The organism is Gemmatimonas sp., assembly GCF_044376735.1.
Lineage (GTDB): Bacteria > Gemmatimonadota > Gemmatimonadetes > Gemmatimonadales > Gemmatimonadaceae > Gemmatimonas.
Map to the genome: position 1 here is coordinate 1 of NZ_JBILKJ010000005.1, position 14898 is coordinate 14898.

The window sequence follows — 14898 nt, forward strand, 5'->3', positions numbered from 1 at the left end:
TTAGTGAGTGGCGAAGTGATCGGCGAACATCAGGGGTTTGCGCGCTATACCATCGGCCAGCGCAAGGGACTGCCCGGTGGATTCGCCGAGCCGATGTTCGTAGTGGAGATCGTCCCCGGCGAACGCGCGGTGGTGATCGGTCCGCGCGAGGCGTTGCTGGGCCGCGGACTCGAAGCGCGTGAGCTCAACTGGCTGGTGGAGCCGCCGGTAATCGGCGCGCAGGTGCAGGTGCAGGTGCGCAACCGCGCCGCCGCCGCACCGGCCACGATCGTGCGGATGTCGGGTGACGCGATCGAACTCGCGCTGGATGAACCAGTGCACGCGATCTCGCCGGGGCAGTCGCTGGTGATCTACGACGGCGACATCGTACTGGGTGGTGGCGTGATCGAGCGCGGCATGCGCACGGCACCGAGTCGGCGACTGCCGATTCTGGCGGCGTAGGCTGGTGGTTCGTGCTTCGGCGAGATCGTTGAACTGATCACGCAGAGACGCAGAGGGCGCAGGGTACGCAGAGAGCTACACTTTTGTTCTCCGCGACCTCTGCCCCTCTGCGTACTCTGCGTGAACGTTTCAACGGGCGAACAGGCTCACTCCGCCCTCGCCGCCAGCTCCCCCGACGGCGCCGTCATCACGGCCACCAGCATGTCGGCGGTGACGTTCAGCAGCGTCTTGAACATGTCGGGGAGCGTGTCGAGCGCGATCATGATGCCGATGCCTTCCACCGGCAGGCCGATGCTGGTGTAGAGCGGCACCTGCAGCAGCATACCGCCGCTCGGGATGCCGGGGGTGCTGAAGTTGAGCACCACGCTACTGGCGGCCACGAGGGCGATGCTCGACACCGGCAGCTCGATGCCATACAGCTTGGCCACGAACAGCGCACCGACCACCCAGTAGATGGCGCTCGTGAGCTTGAAGACCGACGCGCACAGCGGCAGCACGAAGCCGGTGGCGGTGGCCGGCAAGTGCAATACGTCGGTTGCACCTTTCACCATTGCCGGCAGCGCGGCCAGTGAACTGCGCGTGCCCATGCCCACCACCTGCGACGGGATCAGCGCACGGGCGAAGTCGCGTAGTGGCACGCGTCGCGTCACGCCCATGACGCCGTACAGCGCGGCCGTGGCGATCACGTGCAGCACGATCACGACCATGAAGTAGAAGCCGATCGCGCCCAGCACCGACGTGCCCAGCTTCTGCCCCAGCACGGTGGCCAACGCCAGAATGCCGATCGGCGCGATGGCCAGCATCCAGCGCACGACCACCAGCATCGTGTCGGCCATACCGCGAAAGAACGCCAGCTGCGCGGCGCGCGGCCCGTCGCTCACTTTTCCCAGCGCGAAGGCGTAGAGCAGCGTGAACAACACCACCGGCAGCAGCGTGCCGTCGGCGGCGGCCTTGATGGGATTGAGCGGAATCAGTCCGAGAATCCACGTGCGCAGCGACAGCGCATCGGCGGGCGGGATGTCGATCGATGCCGTCGCCCGCAGCCGTGCGGTGGCCTCGGGATCAAGCACCAGCGTGTCGAACCAGGGCGGCGCCACGAGTGCAGAAAAGATCGCGCAGGCGATCGCGAGCCCCAGCATCCACGCGAAGGCTTTGGCACCCACGCGACCCGTGGTGCCGGTGTCACCGCCACCTGCCACGCCAACGATCAGGAGCGGCACGACGAGGGGAATGACCGTCATGCGCACGGCGTTGATCCAGGCGGTGCCGACGACGTCCAGCGCAGCGATCAGTCCGCGCGTGAACGCGGACGGCGACGCGTCATGCGAGAGCCACATCCCGAAGGCGAGGCCAAGCAGGAGGCCGAGCGTGACCTGCACGGCCTGCGATCGCAGTGGATGGCGGCGGGGTGTGCCGGCGGAAGCTGGAGCAGCGGACATGCGCGCGAACCTACTTCAGCGCGCACGACTCCGCGAGCAGCGCGGCACTAGAAGCCGAAGCCGGCCGACCAGGTCACCACGTTCTTGCCACGCGACGCGGCGCCGGCGGCATCACCGAGCCGCACGTAGTAGCCGATTTCCCCGCCCAGGACGAGCACCGGCCAGAGGTGCACGGCGCCGCCGACATAGGTGCGGCGTGCCGTGGCATTGAGGGGATCGCCGAAGGTGCGGATGATGCCGCCGGTGATGGCGCTGCCCGTGCCCAACGAGCCGTAGGACTTGGCGAGGCCGATCGAGGCACCGGCGCCGCCCAGGCCGACCTTGGCGACGGCGAGCGCGCAGAGGTCGATTCGATCTCCTTCGTAGACCATGCCGCCGCCGTACGAGAGCGCCCACTTGAACGGCGCGCCGTAGGTCACGCCGCCCATGCACTGCCCAACACGCCATCGCATCTCCGGCGTGCTCGGTGTGACGGGCGCCGTCACGCCGACGGGCGTGGGCGCCACCTGCGCCTGCGCCATCCGAGCCCACACGGCCGACGCGCTCGTGCACGCCGCCATCGCCATCGCCGAAGCGAGCCGGCGCGAGGCATGCATCAGAACTTCATCCCGCCAGCTTCGGCAAATTCGCGCATCGCCTTCTCCTGTGCTTCGGTGAGCGTCTCGGGCACGGTGATGGTGACCTCGACCAGCAAGTCGCCCTTTTTCCCGTCCTTTTCGATCCCCTGCCCGGTGATCTTGAAGCGCTTGCCCGCCGACGTGCCGGGCGGAATGCGTATGGCGACCTTCTTGTCGTCGAGTGTCTTGACGCTGATGCGCGAGCCGAGCGTGGCCTGCGCGATGTTGATCGGCACGGTCGCGACCAGGTCGAGTCCATCGCGCTTGTAGAAGCGATCGGGGGTCACCGCAAAGGTGATCACGAGATCGCCCGCCTGACCACCGGCAGCGCCTTTGCCGCCCTGCCCTTTGAGCCGCACCTTGGCGCCCGTTTCCGCACCGGACGGCACGGAGATGAGCACCTTGCGCGACACGCGCGTATCTCCGGTACCACGGCACGTTGCACAACGTTCCGTGGGCACGTTGCCACGGCCGGCGCACACCGGGCACGGGCGATTCACCGCGAAGCCGCCCTGCCCGAACGAGATCACGCCGCGCCCGCTGCATTCGCCGCACGGACGCAGCTGTGCGCCCGGTGCCGCGCCGTTGCCGTGACAGGTGGCGCACTCTTCGTTCACCTCGATATCAACGGGTACTTTACCGCCGACGGCGGCCACCCGGAACGGGACGTCCACCGTCTGCTCGATGGACTGCCCCCGCTCCGGCCCGCGTGCCCGCTGACGTCCAGCGCCGGCCGTCCCGCCGAACATCGACGAGAAGAGATCGCCGAGCCCACCGATGCCACCGACGTCGAAGTCGTTGAAGGTGCCGGCACCCGGCTGCCCCGGACGCGCGGCACCCGACGGTCCCGGGCGTGAGGACGCACGCGCCCCACCGAAGCCGCTCATGCCGCCGAACGCCCCCAACCGCCGCATGTCATCGTACTCCTTTCGCTTCTCCGGATCGCCGAGGACGTTGTGGGCCTCGGAAACCTCCTTGAAGCGTTCGGCGGCCTTGGGGTCGTTCTGGTTCGCGTCGGGATGATGCTGCTTCGCCAGTCGCCGGTACTGCTTTTTGATCTCGTCGGCTGTTGCCGTGGACGAGACCCCGAGCACCTGGTAGTAGTCCTTGCCGTTGGCCATGCTCACAGCGCGCTCAGGCGCCGTTCCACTGCTTCACCACCACGCGCGCCGGACGGAGCACGTGGCCATTGATGACATACCCGACCTGGAAGCAGACCGCGACGGCACCGTCCTCTTCGGGCTGCGACGCGGGAGCGGTGCTGACGGCCTCGTGCTTCGCCGGATCGAAGGGATGGCCAGTGGGGTCGATGACCTCGAAGCCGTGTCCGGCGAGCGACTTGAAGAGCTTCTTCTCCACGAGCTGCATGCCATCGATCACCGACTTCGCATCGACGGTGCCGGGATCGACGGCGGCAAACCGCGTGATGTCGTCGAGGCCATCGAGCAGACCGCGCACGAGTTCCCCCTGCGCGCGCCAGCCGGCCTCCTGCCGCTCCTTCACCGCGCGCCGGCGGAAGTTGTCGTATTCGGCCGCGAGTCGCAGGTACTTGTCCTTCTGCGACTCGAGCTCGCGCTGCGCCTGCTGCAGGTCGTCACCGCCGTCGACCGGTGCCTGTACCGTAGCGGCTTCCTGCGTTTCCATCGGATCCATGTTGTCCATCGGAGCGTCAGACATTGCGTCGGTCATGATATGCGTACGTGAGTCGGCGGCGAAAGTTTGTGGGCGTCGCGAGACGCGTCCGTCAAAGAAATGGACGGACGGGGGTGCGCGTCAGCCCCGGGCAGTCCATCCGATGGCATCGTGGTCGTTTTCGAACAGGCGGCGTAACCGATCGAGCGCCAACTGGGCCGCCCGATACCGGATTTCCGATCGGTCACCCGGCAGGATGGCACGAACCGCATGAACCTCACCGTCGAGATCGACCGCCACCCAGACGGTACCCACCGGCTTCTCGGGAGTGCCACCCTCGGGGCCGGCGATGCCGGTGATACCGATGCCGATGTTCGTGCCGAAGCGCAGGCGGGCCCCGGTGGCCATGGCACGCGCGACGGGTTCGCTCACGGCGCCATGGGCGTCCAGATCGCCCTGAGAGACGCCGAGCTCGCGCACCTTGACGGCATTCGCGTACGCGATCGTTCCGCCCTGTACGACCCGGCTGGAGCCCGGCACGGCGGTCAGGCGCATGCCGAGCATGCCACCGGTGCAGCTTTCGGCCACGGCGAGGGTGAGGCCGCGTGTCGCACACTCGGCGAGCATGAGCGCGGCCAGATCATCGTCGCCTTCGCCGTAGATGAAGCGCCCCACCTTGCCGCGCACGAGTCGCGCCGCCTCGGCGAGCCGGGCCTCAGCTTCCGCCTCCGGCATCGTGTACGACGTGAGCCGCAGGTCGACGCCGTCGCTGCCGGGGAGGTAGGCCAACGACAGCCCATTCACCCCGCGGGCCAGCTCGCCAAGCTTATCGGCCAGCGCCGACTCGGCGATGTTGACGGTACGAAGCGTGCGCGTCCGGATGACCGGACCGCCCACCGGCAGTCGTTCACGCAGGTGCGGAATGACGGTGTCGGCGAGCATGCCGCGCATTTCGCGGGGCACACCGGGCAGCATGACGACCCACCGCTGCTCGGCATCTTCCAGCCAGATGCCCGGAGCGGAGCCGTGGCGATTGGGCAGAATCGTGCAGCCCTCAGGCACCATCGCCTGCTGGTGATTGCTGGCCGGCAGCTCGTGCCCGAACCGTTTGCGCCACCGTTCTTCGAGGGCCGAGAGAATGGCGGCATCCATGACCATGCCGCGCCCGAAGATCGAGGCGATGGCCGGTTTCGTCATGTCGTCGGCGGTGGGGCCAAGCCCGCCCGTGGTGATCACGGCGCCCGTGCGTTCGAGGGCGTCCCGCACGGCCGCCGCGATGGACCCGGCCTCATCGCCGCAAGAGGCACGGCGGACGATGCGCACGCCCAGGGCGGCCAATTCGCGCGCGAGATGCGCGGCGTTCGTGTCGATCGTGAAGCCGAGAAGGAGCTCATCGCCGATCGTGACGATTTCGATGTTCATGCAGGAAAAGTACTACGAACGACAACGGCTCCGGTGAGCACCGCTCGAGGTCGCTCAGACCATCCGCGCGACCTGCTTCCCGTAGCGACGCAGGTACAGCCACAGACTCCACAGGGTGAGCACCACCGCACCGACCATGCTGGTGACGCCGACGAAGCCGTTGAAGTAGGAGAACGCCTGCCACGTGCGGTCCCCTTCCCACCCCTCGCGTGTGGCCAGCGTGGCGGCGAAGAACCAGAAGTAGGCGGCGCCGAGCCAGACGCTCTGAAAGGTCGTCTTCCACTTGGCGGGTCCGATGGCCGCGATCACGAGACCACGTCGTGCGGCGATCTGGCGGAACACCGTCATGAACGCCTCTCGGCCGAGTACGACGAGCACGATCCAGAGAGGGAGCGATACGCCGCCGAACGGCGTCTGGAACAGCAGCGGCGTGGGCTGCGGCATCGTGCCGGCCGGCACCAGGAGCGTGTAGTGCTTCTGCAGCCAGTACATCGGGACCAACGTGGCGACCAGCAGCAGCTTGTCCGCCAGCGGGTCGAGCAGGCGCCCGAGGTCGGTGACGAGATTGCGCGACCGGGCGAGATGACCGTCCCAGTAGTCGGTGACGGCGGCGATCGTGAACAGCAGGAATGCGATAAGCCGCGCCGTCCACGACGTCGTGAACGGGAGCCACGCAATCAGCGGCGTCAGGGCGATCCGGCCCAGCGTGATTGCGTTCGGAAGGTTCACAGGAGGGTCGAGAGGCGGTGGGAGCTGGTGACCGCCGCGCTCGCGGTCATGCGAGCGTCTTGAGCACTAGCTTGGAAACGGCTTTCAGCGTGTCGAACACGCCCTCACCGGTTACGGCGACAGCTTCGAAGGTCGGCACCCGCTCCACCCACTCCCCGGTTGGCAGCTGGCTCACCAGCAGCTTGCCCGGCGCGAAGGGATCCGCCGTCACTCGCATTCGTGTGGGGTCGGTGACTTCCCATCCAGGATTGAGCATGTCCTGCAACTCCGCGAGCGGCGCCGCGTTGGGCAGATCGCGCTTGTTGTACTGAATGACGAACGGCATGCGGGTGAGATCGTACCCGTACGCCGCCATGTTGTCGTACAGGTTCTGCATGGACTCGAGGTTGGCCTCGGCGCGCTCCACCTGGGAGTCGGCCACGAACACCACGCCATCCACGCCCTTCAAGATGAGCTTGCGACTCGCATTGTAGTAGACCTGACCGGGCACCGTGTACAGGTGGAATCGCGTGCGGAACCCGCGGATGGTCCCGAGGTCGACCGGCAGGAAGTCGAAAAACAGCGTGCGCTCGGTTTCGGTGGCCAGCGAGATCAGCTTCCCACGGGTGCTCGGGGAGACCTTACCGTACACGTACTCGAGATTGGTTGTCTTGCCGCCGAGCCCCGGACCGTAATACACGATCTTACAGTTGATCTCGCGGGACGCGTAATTGATCATGGACATCGATGTCGGCCCCTTATTGGAAGAGCCGATCGATCTCATCCTCGGCGCCAGCCAGGAACCCTGGCGGCGGCGTGGATGCAGACCCACCGCGCGAGAAGACGCCATCGAAGGTCTTCGTGAGCTCGTCGACGGCCAGCTTCATTCGCAGTCGGACGAGTCCGAGCGTGGTGCGGTTGTCGAAGAGCACGACGAGGATGACGCGGCGAGCGATATCGGCGAGGTACATCGACTCCTTCTCGCCCTGATGGAACAGGACGCTGAAGTCGCTTTCACCGATGAGCCGCGCCAACTGGTCGTTGGCACTGAAGTCCGCGGCGGTGAGGGTGGCGAACGCGGTGGCGTCGAAGTTGGGTGGTTCGCCGACCGTGGCGACCAGTTGTCCGCTCCGGTCCACGAGCAGGGCGCACCGCGCCTTCGCATCGTAGAGGAACCGCTGCAGCGTAATCGTGATGGCCCCGAAGTCGTCCTCGGTGAACGACCAGGTGGCAGCGCCGACAGACATGTACGGTGGGTCGAAGGGACAAGGATCCGCACGCCAGCGTCACCTGGCGGGCATACGGGGCCGTTACGAACGTAATAGCTGCACGGTGCGGCGCAGAACCCCTCGGGCCCGGCGACGCACGAACGGATATGGTTCCCAAGCGATCGGCACGCCGGGTCCGCGCACTATCAACGCGTGGCTGCGCCGGAAGGTAACCGCGCACGGCGAGACGACGCACCGGCCGTACCCACCACGACGTGTCACCGCATCTCCCGGCGGGCGGACAGCGCCTGCGCGATCGTCACACCGTCGGCATACTCTAGGTCACCGCCGACTGGCAGGCCGCGGGCGATCCGGGTAATGCGCACCCCCCGAGGCAGCAGTCGGCGCTGGACGTACAGGGCGGTGGCTTCCCCTTCGAGCGACGGATTGGTGGCCAGAATGACCTCCGTGACCCCTTCGGGTTCGATGCGGGCCAGCAGATCGTCGACGGTCAGATCATCGGGCCCGACGCCATCGAGCGGCGACAGCCGTCCGCCCAGCACGTGGTAGAGCCCGCGGAACTCCGCAGCCCGCTCGATCGAGGCGATGTCGGAGGCTTCCTCGACCACGCAAATGATGGTCGCATCGCGGCGCGGATCGGCACAGAGTGCGCACAGCGGCGCCTCGGTGAGATTATGGCAGCGGTCACAGGCCCGCACGCGCTCGGTCAGCAAGACCAGCGCCTCGGCCAGCCGACGACTCTGCGCGTGCGGCTGGCGCAGCAGGTGATACGTGAGACGCAGCGCGGTCTTCCGGCCAATGCCGGGGAGCCGCGCCAACTCACTGGTGAGGTCGTCGATGACGCTCAACGGGATCCGATCAGAACGGAAGCTTGAACGGCAGGTCGATGCCGCCGGTGACTTTGCTGAGTTCCATCTGCATCGCGTCGGCCGCCTTCTTCTGCGCCTCGGCCACTGCGACCACGATGAGATCCTCGAGCATCTCGATGTCGTTGCCGCTGACCACGGCCGGATCGAGCTTGATGCGCTTGAGCTGCATCTTGCCGTCCACATCGGCCACGACCATGCCGCCGCCGGCCAGCGCCGAGAAGGTGCGCTGCGACATCTCGTCCTGCATGGTCTGCATGCGCGACTGCATGTCCTTGAACTGGCCCATCATCTTGAACAAATCCATGACTGTTCCTGAGGCGTTAGTCGAGTAACTCGAGGTCGAGCGCACGGACGGCAGCTTCGAGGAGCGGGTCGTTCGCCGACAGCTGCTCGGTGCGCTGCTGCTGCACGTCGTGCGCGGTGAGGCGCTTGGTGGTGTCGCGTGGCGCGCGGGCCGGTGCTTGGGTGTTGGCGTTCACGGCGGACACCACCGATACCCCAGTGACGCCGTCAAAGCATGCCTGCAGTGCCGTCAGGATGTCGGGGCGGGCCCCGTCGGCCGCGCGGGCGAAGGTGTCGTCGGCGGGATCGTACGTCAGGGCGACGCTGCCGTGCACCGAGACGGACACCGGCACGAGCCGGGCCACGGCCTGCGCCAGCATGCCACGTCCGGCCGCCTTGATCGCGTCACACACACTTCCCCAGCGCGCCGAGAGCTGTTCCACCGAGGGGGGCGGTCCCACCCGTGGCGCGGTGGCCGTGGCCCGGGGGGCGGGCCGCTGCTCAGCGATCTGCGCCGCGGCGGCGGATTCGGCCACCTGCTGCGTGGCCGACCGCGGCGGCGCCACCATGCTTGGCGCTTGCCGCGCGATGGCGGGGGCCACCGCCGGCGGTGGCGACGGCGGCATCGCATGGGCTGACGCCACGCGCGGCTCATGCGCCACGCGACGGACGGGCGGATCGTCATGACCGCCGGCGCCAAAACCACGGATCACTTCCTCGAGCTCCACGGTGCGATCGAGCAGCGCAAAGCGCACGAGCAGCGTCTCGAGCAACAGCTGGGGCTGGCCGCTGCGACGATACATCGGCTCGATCTCAAGGAGGGCGTGCAGCATGCGCAGCAGGTCGCCGGCCGAGAGCTGTCCCTTTCGCTCCTGCAGCGCCACGCGCATGCGGTCGGACAGCTCGGGCGGCCCCCCGCCCAGCGCAATCGTGAGCTGTGCCCGCAACATGCGCCCGATGCCCGCCAGCAGCAGGATCAGATCCACACCACCATCGACCTGCCGCTGGACCGCGTCGAACACGTCGACGGCCCGACGCTGGGCAATGATGTCGAGCAGCGCCAGATATTCCTCTTCAGGCACGAGTCCGAGGGCGGTGCGCACGCGCTCGGCGGTGACCTCGGCGGTTTCTCCGAGGGACAAGACCTGATCGGTCAGCGACAGCGCATCGCGCAGGCCGCCATCGGCGGCGCCGGCGATCATCCCCAACGCGTCGGATTCGAAGCGGATGCCTTCCTCGGTGAGCACGGCGGCGAGCCGTTCACGGATTTCAGCCGGGCCGATGCGCTTGAGGTCGAAGCGCTGCAATCGTGAGATCACCGTGGGCAGGACTTTCTGCGCTTCGGTGGTGGCAAAGACGAACACCACGCGAGGGGGCGGCTCCTCGAGCACCTTGAGCAGGGCGTTCCACGCATCGCGCGAGAGCATGTGCGCTTCGTCGATGATGTACACCTTGTAGCGATCATCGCCCGACGGCGCGTACATGGCCCGCTCACGCAGCTCGCGGGCGTCGGCCACGCCGCCGTTCGACGCCGCGTCGATCTCGACGACATCGAGCGACGCGCTGCCGCTCCAGATGCGCTGACAGCTCGTGCAGCGTCCGCATGGCTCGCCCGCGGCCGCCATGGCGTCACTGTACTCGGTGGCGGAGGGAGTGCCGCTGACCCGTCGCGCCTCCGCGAGCTCTTCGCAGTTGAGCGCCATGGCGAGCACGCGGGCCAGCGTGGTCTTGCCGGTCCCGCGCGGACCGCACAGCAGATAGCCGTGCGCAACCCGTCCACTGGCGATCGCCCCCTTGAGGGTGTTCGCGACATGTGACTGCACCGCCACGGTCGCGAAGTTCCGAGGGCGATATTTGCGGGCGAGGGCGAGCGACATCTTTCCAATCTACACGGCGGAGAAGCGGGTACCACTTCGCGCGGCCGTCGGTTACGTTAGACTGGCTCCGGGTCCCGGAGGGCGACAGCCCGCCAAATCCGTCAGGACCCCGAAGGTAGCAGCGGCACGTGGAGTCTGGCGTCGCTTCGTCAGGCCCGGAGTATTGCGCACGGGAGGATTCGCTCGACAGAGCGGACCTCCCGTGCGTTTTTTGCGCACCGTGGTGGCGCCGATAGCGCGCTAGGCCAGCGCCTCGGCGAGGGCCTGGGCGATCTTCGGGCCGTGCTCCGCGACGCGCCCGATCGGCGCATCGAGGTGGGCCACGGCGCGCACGCGGCTGTGGTGCCACTTGGACAGCCGAACCCCGAGCGCCGCGGCGCGTGCGAGGACATCATCGGCGCGCGGAGTGGGGAGGTCGATCATGACGATGTTCGTATCGGGGCTGATGACCTTCGCGCCGCCGACGCCATCGACGAGATGCGCGAGATACCTCGCGGCCTCGTGATCCTCGGCGAGACGGTCGAGGTGGTGCTCCACGCCGTACAGGGCGCCTGCCGCGAGGATGCCGCTCTGCCGCATGCCGCCGCCGAAGCGCTTCCGCACCCGGTGTGCCCGTGTGATCACCTCGGCCGATCCGACGAGGCAGGCACCCACGGGAGCACCGAGTCCCTTGGAGAAGGACACCATGACGGTGTCGGCACCGTCGGCGAACTCGGCGAGGGAGGTGCCGGTGGCCACGGCGGCGTTCCACAAGCGCGCCCCGTCGAGGTGGACCGGCAGGTTTGCGTCACGCGCGACCTGCGACAGGGCGCGGAGCTCCGCGAGCGGCGTCACGGCGCCACCGGCCCCATTGTGGGTGTTCTCGAGGCACACCATCGATGGCTCGATCGCATGGATCGAGGGCGCCCGGATCCCGGCGATCAGATCGGGGGCGCGGAACACGGTCCCCGCCCCGCGGATCGGGCGCACCTGAACGCCGCAGAGCGCCGAGGCGGCGGCGATCTCCCAGTGAATGATGTGGGCATCGGCGTCGAGGAGGATCTCGGTGCCGGGCGTACTCTGCACCCAGATCGCCGTCTGGTTGGCCATGGAGCCGCTCGGGAAGAACAGCGCGCGCTCCTTACCGAGCCGCTCCGCGACCACCGCCTCGAGGCGACGCGTCGTCGGATCACCGTCGAGCACATCGTCACCGACCTCCGCGTCAGCCATCGCTCGGCGCATGGCGGCGGTCGGTCTGGTCACGGTGTCACTGCGTACATCGAGGAGGGGAACGGCGAATTCGGTCACGGGCGTTTGGGCGAAGGACGACGAGGCGGTTTCGCGCGTGTGGGGGTGGTGGCCGCGGCGGCACGGATCGCGTCCTCGGCGTGCTGCAGCGCCGCGAGCTCGCGCCGTCGCAGATCGAACGCCTGCGCGACTTCACCGCCGATCAGGAACAGCAGCGCCCCGTAATATGTCCAGAACACGACAGCGACGACGGCGGCAATCGTGCCGGTGTACAGCGAACTGGGATCGAAATGTGCCACCATGAGCACGAACAGGTGGCGCGCCATCTCGAACAGGATCGACGCCGCGAGCGCACCGATCGCCGCGTTGCGCCTGCCGGGGCGTAAACGTGGCAGCCCACGGTACATGGCGAAAAAGAGCACAAACACGACCGAGAGCGCCGCCAGCCGTCCGACGATGCTGCCCACGATCCCCATCGCTTCGGTGCGCACGCCCGTTTCCACCAGCAGCGCGAGGCCCCGCGACGTGGCGAGATCGACGTAGGCCGAGATCACGACGTAGAGCACGATCGCGACGGTGGCCACCATGGTGGCGGCCACGTCGAAGATTTTTCCGGCCACAATCCCGCGATCGGCGCCGTCGAAGATCAGCGCCAGCACGCTGCGCAGCGAGCCAAAAAGTCGCGTGGAGAACCAGACGAACCCGATGGCGGAATACACGGTCACCGCACCGCGCGTCGTGAGCACGTCGTCGACGACGCTGCGCAGCAGGTCGCCGGCGGCGGTCGTCCCCCTGGGGAGCAGTCGATCGACGAGGGCGATGACGGTGTTCGCGGCTTGCGTGGTCTCGCTGCCCAGCAGGAACGAGAGACCGGTAATCAGGAGCAGCAGGAACGGTAACAAGGCGAGCAGGACATTGAAGGCCAGTCCGCCCGCCAGAAACGGCACATTGTCCTCGGCGCCCTGAATCCAGACGCGTCGGAGAATGTCCCAGATGGTCTCAGCCTTCGCTCGAAGTGCCAGCGGATTCCTCCCCGGAGCGAGCAACCATGTCGTCGGTCGCATGGCTGTTGTCCGGTTCCTGGCGACGGCCCTGCGCGCGCGGTGCGCGGCGACTCTCGGCGTAGGCGCGCTTGCTTTCGGCGACGGCGTGCTCGAGGTCGGCACGCGCCTGCGACGCCGCATCGAGACCCGCCGACACGGCCTCCTCGACGGCATGCACGCGCGAGGACACCGCATCGCGCGCGCGGCCAACCTGCTCGTCGAAGTGGGAGCGCGTCCGTTCGACGGAATCGGTGACCTGTTCGCCGAACTCGTCGGTCATGTCCTTCACCTTGCGACCAGCCCGCCGAGCCTCCTCCTGCAGACGCCGCCGGGTTTCGGCCCCACTGGTCGGGGCGAAGAGCAGCGCGGCCCCCGCGCCGATCGCGAGACCCAGCAGAAACGTCCCGATGCCACTGGCGCCATTCCCACGTTCGATCACGACCACGCGGTCATCGTCGGACTCGTTGTACCGGGCCATGTCACACCTCACAAGCAGTGATGAGTTGCGTACCGCGAGTGGAAGGCGCGCCGTTGCGGCGCGCCCCACTCACAAGAGCATACTGACGACTCAGTCGGAAAGATCCGCGTCGTCCGGGGCGGCCACGACCGTGCTGGCCCCCGTCGGAAACGGGCGATGCTGCTCGGGGACCGTCACGAACTGCTCGACGATCGCACGGGTTCCGGCAATGCCGAGCTGTTCGAAGAGAAAGGTGAACTTCTTGTCGTACGCGGCGCCGAGCGTGCCCCGCACCTCCGCGGGGAGCGCCCACAGCTGCCGCTTGAACGGTCCGATCGCCTTCTTGCGCGCCTTGTAGTAGAACTGCTCGTCGGTGTCCGTCGCCTTGCGCTCGTCCTTCGCGTTGGCATCGAGCCATGCATACATGTCGGCCCGAAGCGCGGCCGGGATATGCTCGAACATCATGGTCTGGAAGTTCGTCGCGAGATGGATTTCTGCCGTCTCGAGCCGCGGGAAGTTGCTGAAGGCGGCGTCGGGCAAGGTGGACGCGCCGTGCTGAACGGCGCCGGCCATCCCGTACCGATCTCGGCCGATCTTCGAGAGCGTCTCAAGCGTATCGAAATCGAGGGCCACGTCGGCGATGGAGCCGTCGGCGAGCACGACCCCCCCGTGCGACGTCCCAGACTGCACCGAGATCTTGGACAGCCCGGCCGTGCCGGGGGCCTGCGCATCGAGGGTGGCGTTGAAGCCATCCATGAACGCTTCGAGCTCCTCGGGCGTGCTGTTCTCGGTACCGACCTCGCCGATTTCGCCGCCGATGGAAATCGTGACACCGGCCGGCTCGGCCGCGCGCACGAAGCGGGTGATATCCACGCACACGTCGTAGTTCAGGCGCTGCTGCTCGGCGAGCGTTGCCTTGGAGAGATCGACCAGGGTCGAGGTGTCGACGTCGATGTTGTAGAAGCCGGCGGCGACCGCTTCCGTCACGAGCGCCTTCACCGCATTGACTTCCGTGACCGGATCGACCGCGAACTTCTTGTGGTTGACCTGGAAGTGGTCGCCTTGAATGAACACCGGTCCGCGATACCCTTCGCGCAGCGCGGCCGCGAGGATGACCGACACGTATTCGTCGGGGCGCTGCTCGGTGTACGCGATCTCGGAGCGGGCGATTTCGAGAATGAACGCCCCGGCCTGCAGCGCGTTGGCCGTGCGGAAAATGGCGCGCGTCGTGTCGTACGTGAGCGCGCGGATGTTCATCGCCGGCACGGTGAAGCCGCCGCACTTGCCTGCCCCGCGCGCGACGTACAGCTCATGGATCGACGCCGCACGCACCCCGACGGTTTGACCGAGCTCCCACACGAGCCAGCGGGCGAAGGTGCGCTCGCCTTCGTTCCCGAAGACGGCCTGATGAACGAGCGCATCCATGTGCGCGGAGGTCAGGACGGACGCGTCGTGCAGCTGGACGCGTCCTGCTTCCACCGTCACCGCACCGCCAAACAGGGACGTCGTGGGCTTCGTCATATCGGACATTCGTGTGGTGAATCCTGCCCGGCGCGCGCCGGAGCGGGTCGAGGTGAATCGGGTGGCGGCTCCGGCCTTCCGGAGCGCGCCGCGTCGGCGAAACAAAGTTCCCACTGCAGGGACATGCGCGGCAA

General features: G+C 67.5%; 16 protein-coding genes and 1 other RNA gene. 2 read left to right on the plus strand and 15 right to left on the minus strand.

The window, feature by feature from the left end:
• On the plus strand, positions 1 to 441 hold a 441-nt coding region (locus tag ACIRA7_RS01385; RefSeq protein WP_396218997.1), incomplete at its 5' end, for an aminomethyltransferase beta-barrel domain-containing protein.
• A gap of 146 nt (positions 442 to 587) precedes the next feature.
• On the opposite strand, the gene ACIRA7_RS01390 is transcribed toward ACIRA7_RS01385, so the two are convergent.
• The 11 genes from ACIRA7_RS01390 to dnaX all read right to left on the minus strand — a co-directional run bounded on the left by ACIRA7_RS01390 (position 588) and on the right by dnaX (position 10516).
• The gene (locus tag ACIRA7_RS01390) at positions 588 to 1880 is read right to left on the minus strand and encodes a dicarboxylate/amino acid:cation symporter (protein WP_396218998.1); all 1293 of its coding nucleotides are present in this window, start codon (positions 1878 to 1880) and stop codon (positions 588 to 590) included.
• Between the two features lie 47 nt (positions 1881 to 1927).
• Positions 1928 to 2476 (minus strand): hypothetical protein, encoded by a 549-nt coding sequence (locus tag ACIRA7_RS01395; RefSeq protein WP_396218999.1) that lies wholly within the window; start codon positions 2474 to 2476, stop codon positions 1928 to 1930.
• Positions 2476 to 3618, minus strand: a complete 1143-nt coding sequence (locus tag ACIRA7_RS01400; RefSeq protein ID WP_396219055.1) for a DnaJ C-terminal domain-containing protein — start codon at positions 3616 to 3618, stop codon at positions 2476 to 2478. The genes ACIRA7_RS01395 and ACIRA7_RS01400 overlap by 1 nt, the downstream gene beginning before the upstream one ends.
• 13 nt (positions 3619 to 3631) lie before the next feature.
• Positions 3632 to 4174 carry a nucleotide exchange factor GrpE gene (locus ACIRA7_RS01405; protein WP_396219000.1) on the minus strand — a complete coding sequence of 181 codons (543 nt, stop codon included), beginning with the start codon at positions 4172 to 4174 and terminating at the stop codon, positions 3632 to 3634.
• Between the two features lie 96 nt (positions 4175 to 4270).
• Positions 4271 to 5551 carry a competence/damage-inducible protein A gene (locus tag ACIRA7_RS01410; RefSeq protein WP_396219001.1) on the minus strand — a complete coding sequence of 427 codons (1281 nt, stop codon included), beginning with the start codon at positions 5549 to 5551 and terminating at the stop codon, positions 4271 to 4273.
• Between the two features lie 54 nt (positions 5552 to 5605).
• The gene (locus tag ACIRA7_RS01415) at positions 5606 to 6280 is read right to left on the minus strand and encodes a CDP-alcohol phosphatidyltransferase family protein (protein WP_396219002.1); all 675 of its coding nucleotides are present in this window, start codon (positions 6278 to 6280) and stop codon (positions 5606 to 5608) included.
• Between the two features lie 46 nt (positions 6281 to 6326).
• Complete coding sequence (locus ACIRA7_RS01420; RefSeq protein ID WP_396219003.1) at positions 6327 to 7004, minus strand: GTP-binding protein; 678 nt, start codon at positions 7002 to 7004, stop codon at positions 6327 to 6329.
• A gap of 13 nt (positions 7005 to 7017) precedes the next feature.
• The gene (locus tag ACIRA7_RS01425) at positions 7018 to 7506 is read right to left on the minus strand and encodes a roadblock/LC7 domain-containing protein (protein WP_396219004.1); all 489 of its coding nucleotides are present in this window, start codon (positions 7504 to 7506) and stop codon (positions 7018 to 7020) included.
• A 239-nt stretch (positions 7507 to 7745) separates the two neighbouring features.
• Positions 7746 to 8336 carry a recombination mediator RecR gene (recR, locus tag ACIRA7_RS01430; RefSeq protein WP_396219005.1) on the minus strand — a complete coding sequence of 197 codons (591 nt, stop codon included), beginning with the start codon at positions 8334 to 8336 and terminating at the stop codon, positions 7746 to 7748.
• A gap of 10 nt (positions 8337 to 8346) precedes the next feature.
• Positions 8347 to 8661, minus strand: a complete 315-nt coding sequence (locus ACIRA7_RS01435; protein WP_396219006.1) for a YbaB/EbfC family nucleoid-associated protein — start codon at positions 8659 to 8661, stop codon at positions 8347 to 8349.
• A 16-nt stretch (positions 8662 to 8677) separates the two neighbouring features.
• Positions 8678 to 10516, minus strand: a complete 1839-nt coding sequence (dnaX, locus tag ACIRA7_RS01440; RefSeq protein ID WP_396219007.1) for a DNA polymerase III subunit gamma/tau — start codon at positions 10514 to 10516, stop codon at positions 8678 to 8680.
• A gap of 66 nt (positions 10517 to 10582) precedes the next feature.
• On the opposite strand from dnaX, the gene ffs reads away from it, so the two are divergent.
• Positions 10583 to 10679, plus strand: an RNA gene (gene ffs / locus ACIRA7_RS01445) — signal recognition particle sRNA small type.
• 77 nt (positions 10680 to 10756) lie between these two features.
• Here the strand turns inward: ffs and ACIRA7_RS01450 are convergent.
• The 4 genes from ACIRA7_RS01450 to ACIRA7_RS01465 all read right to left on the minus strand — a co-directional run bounded on the left by ACIRA7_RS01450 (position 10757) and on the right by ACIRA7_RS01465 (position 14773).
• Complete coding sequence (locus ACIRA7_RS01450; protein WP_396219008.1) at positions 10757 to 11803, minus strand: threonine aldolase family protein; 1047 nt, start codon at positions 11801 to 11803, stop codon at positions 10757 to 10759.
• On the minus strand, positions 11800 to 12807 hold the full coding sequence (locus tag ACIRA7_RS01455) for a YihY/virulence factor BrkB family protein (RefSeq protein WP_396219009.1): 1008 nt from the start codon (positions 12805 to 12807) through the stop codon (positions 11800 to 11802). Before ACIRA7_RS01455 ends, ACIRA7_RS01450 begins: the two co-directional genes overlap by 4 nt.
• Positions 12743 to 13264 carry a YtxH domain-containing protein gene (locus ACIRA7_RS01460; protein WP_396219010.1) on the minus strand — a complete coding sequence of 174 codons (522 nt, stop codon included), beginning with the start codon at positions 13262 to 13264 and terminating at the stop codon, positions 12743 to 12745. The genes ACIRA7_RS01455 and ACIRA7_RS01460 overlap by 65 nt, the downstream gene beginning before the upstream one ends.
• A gap of 90 nt (positions 13265 to 13354) precedes the next feature.
• Positions 13355 to 14773 carry a class II fructose-bisphosphate aldolase gene (locus tag ACIRA7_RS01465; protein WP_396219011.1) on the minus strand — a complete coding sequence of 473 codons (1419 nt, stop codon included), beginning with the start codon at positions 14771 to 14773 and terminating at the stop codon, positions 13355 to 13357.
• Positions 14774 to 14898 lie beyond the last annotated feature (125 nt).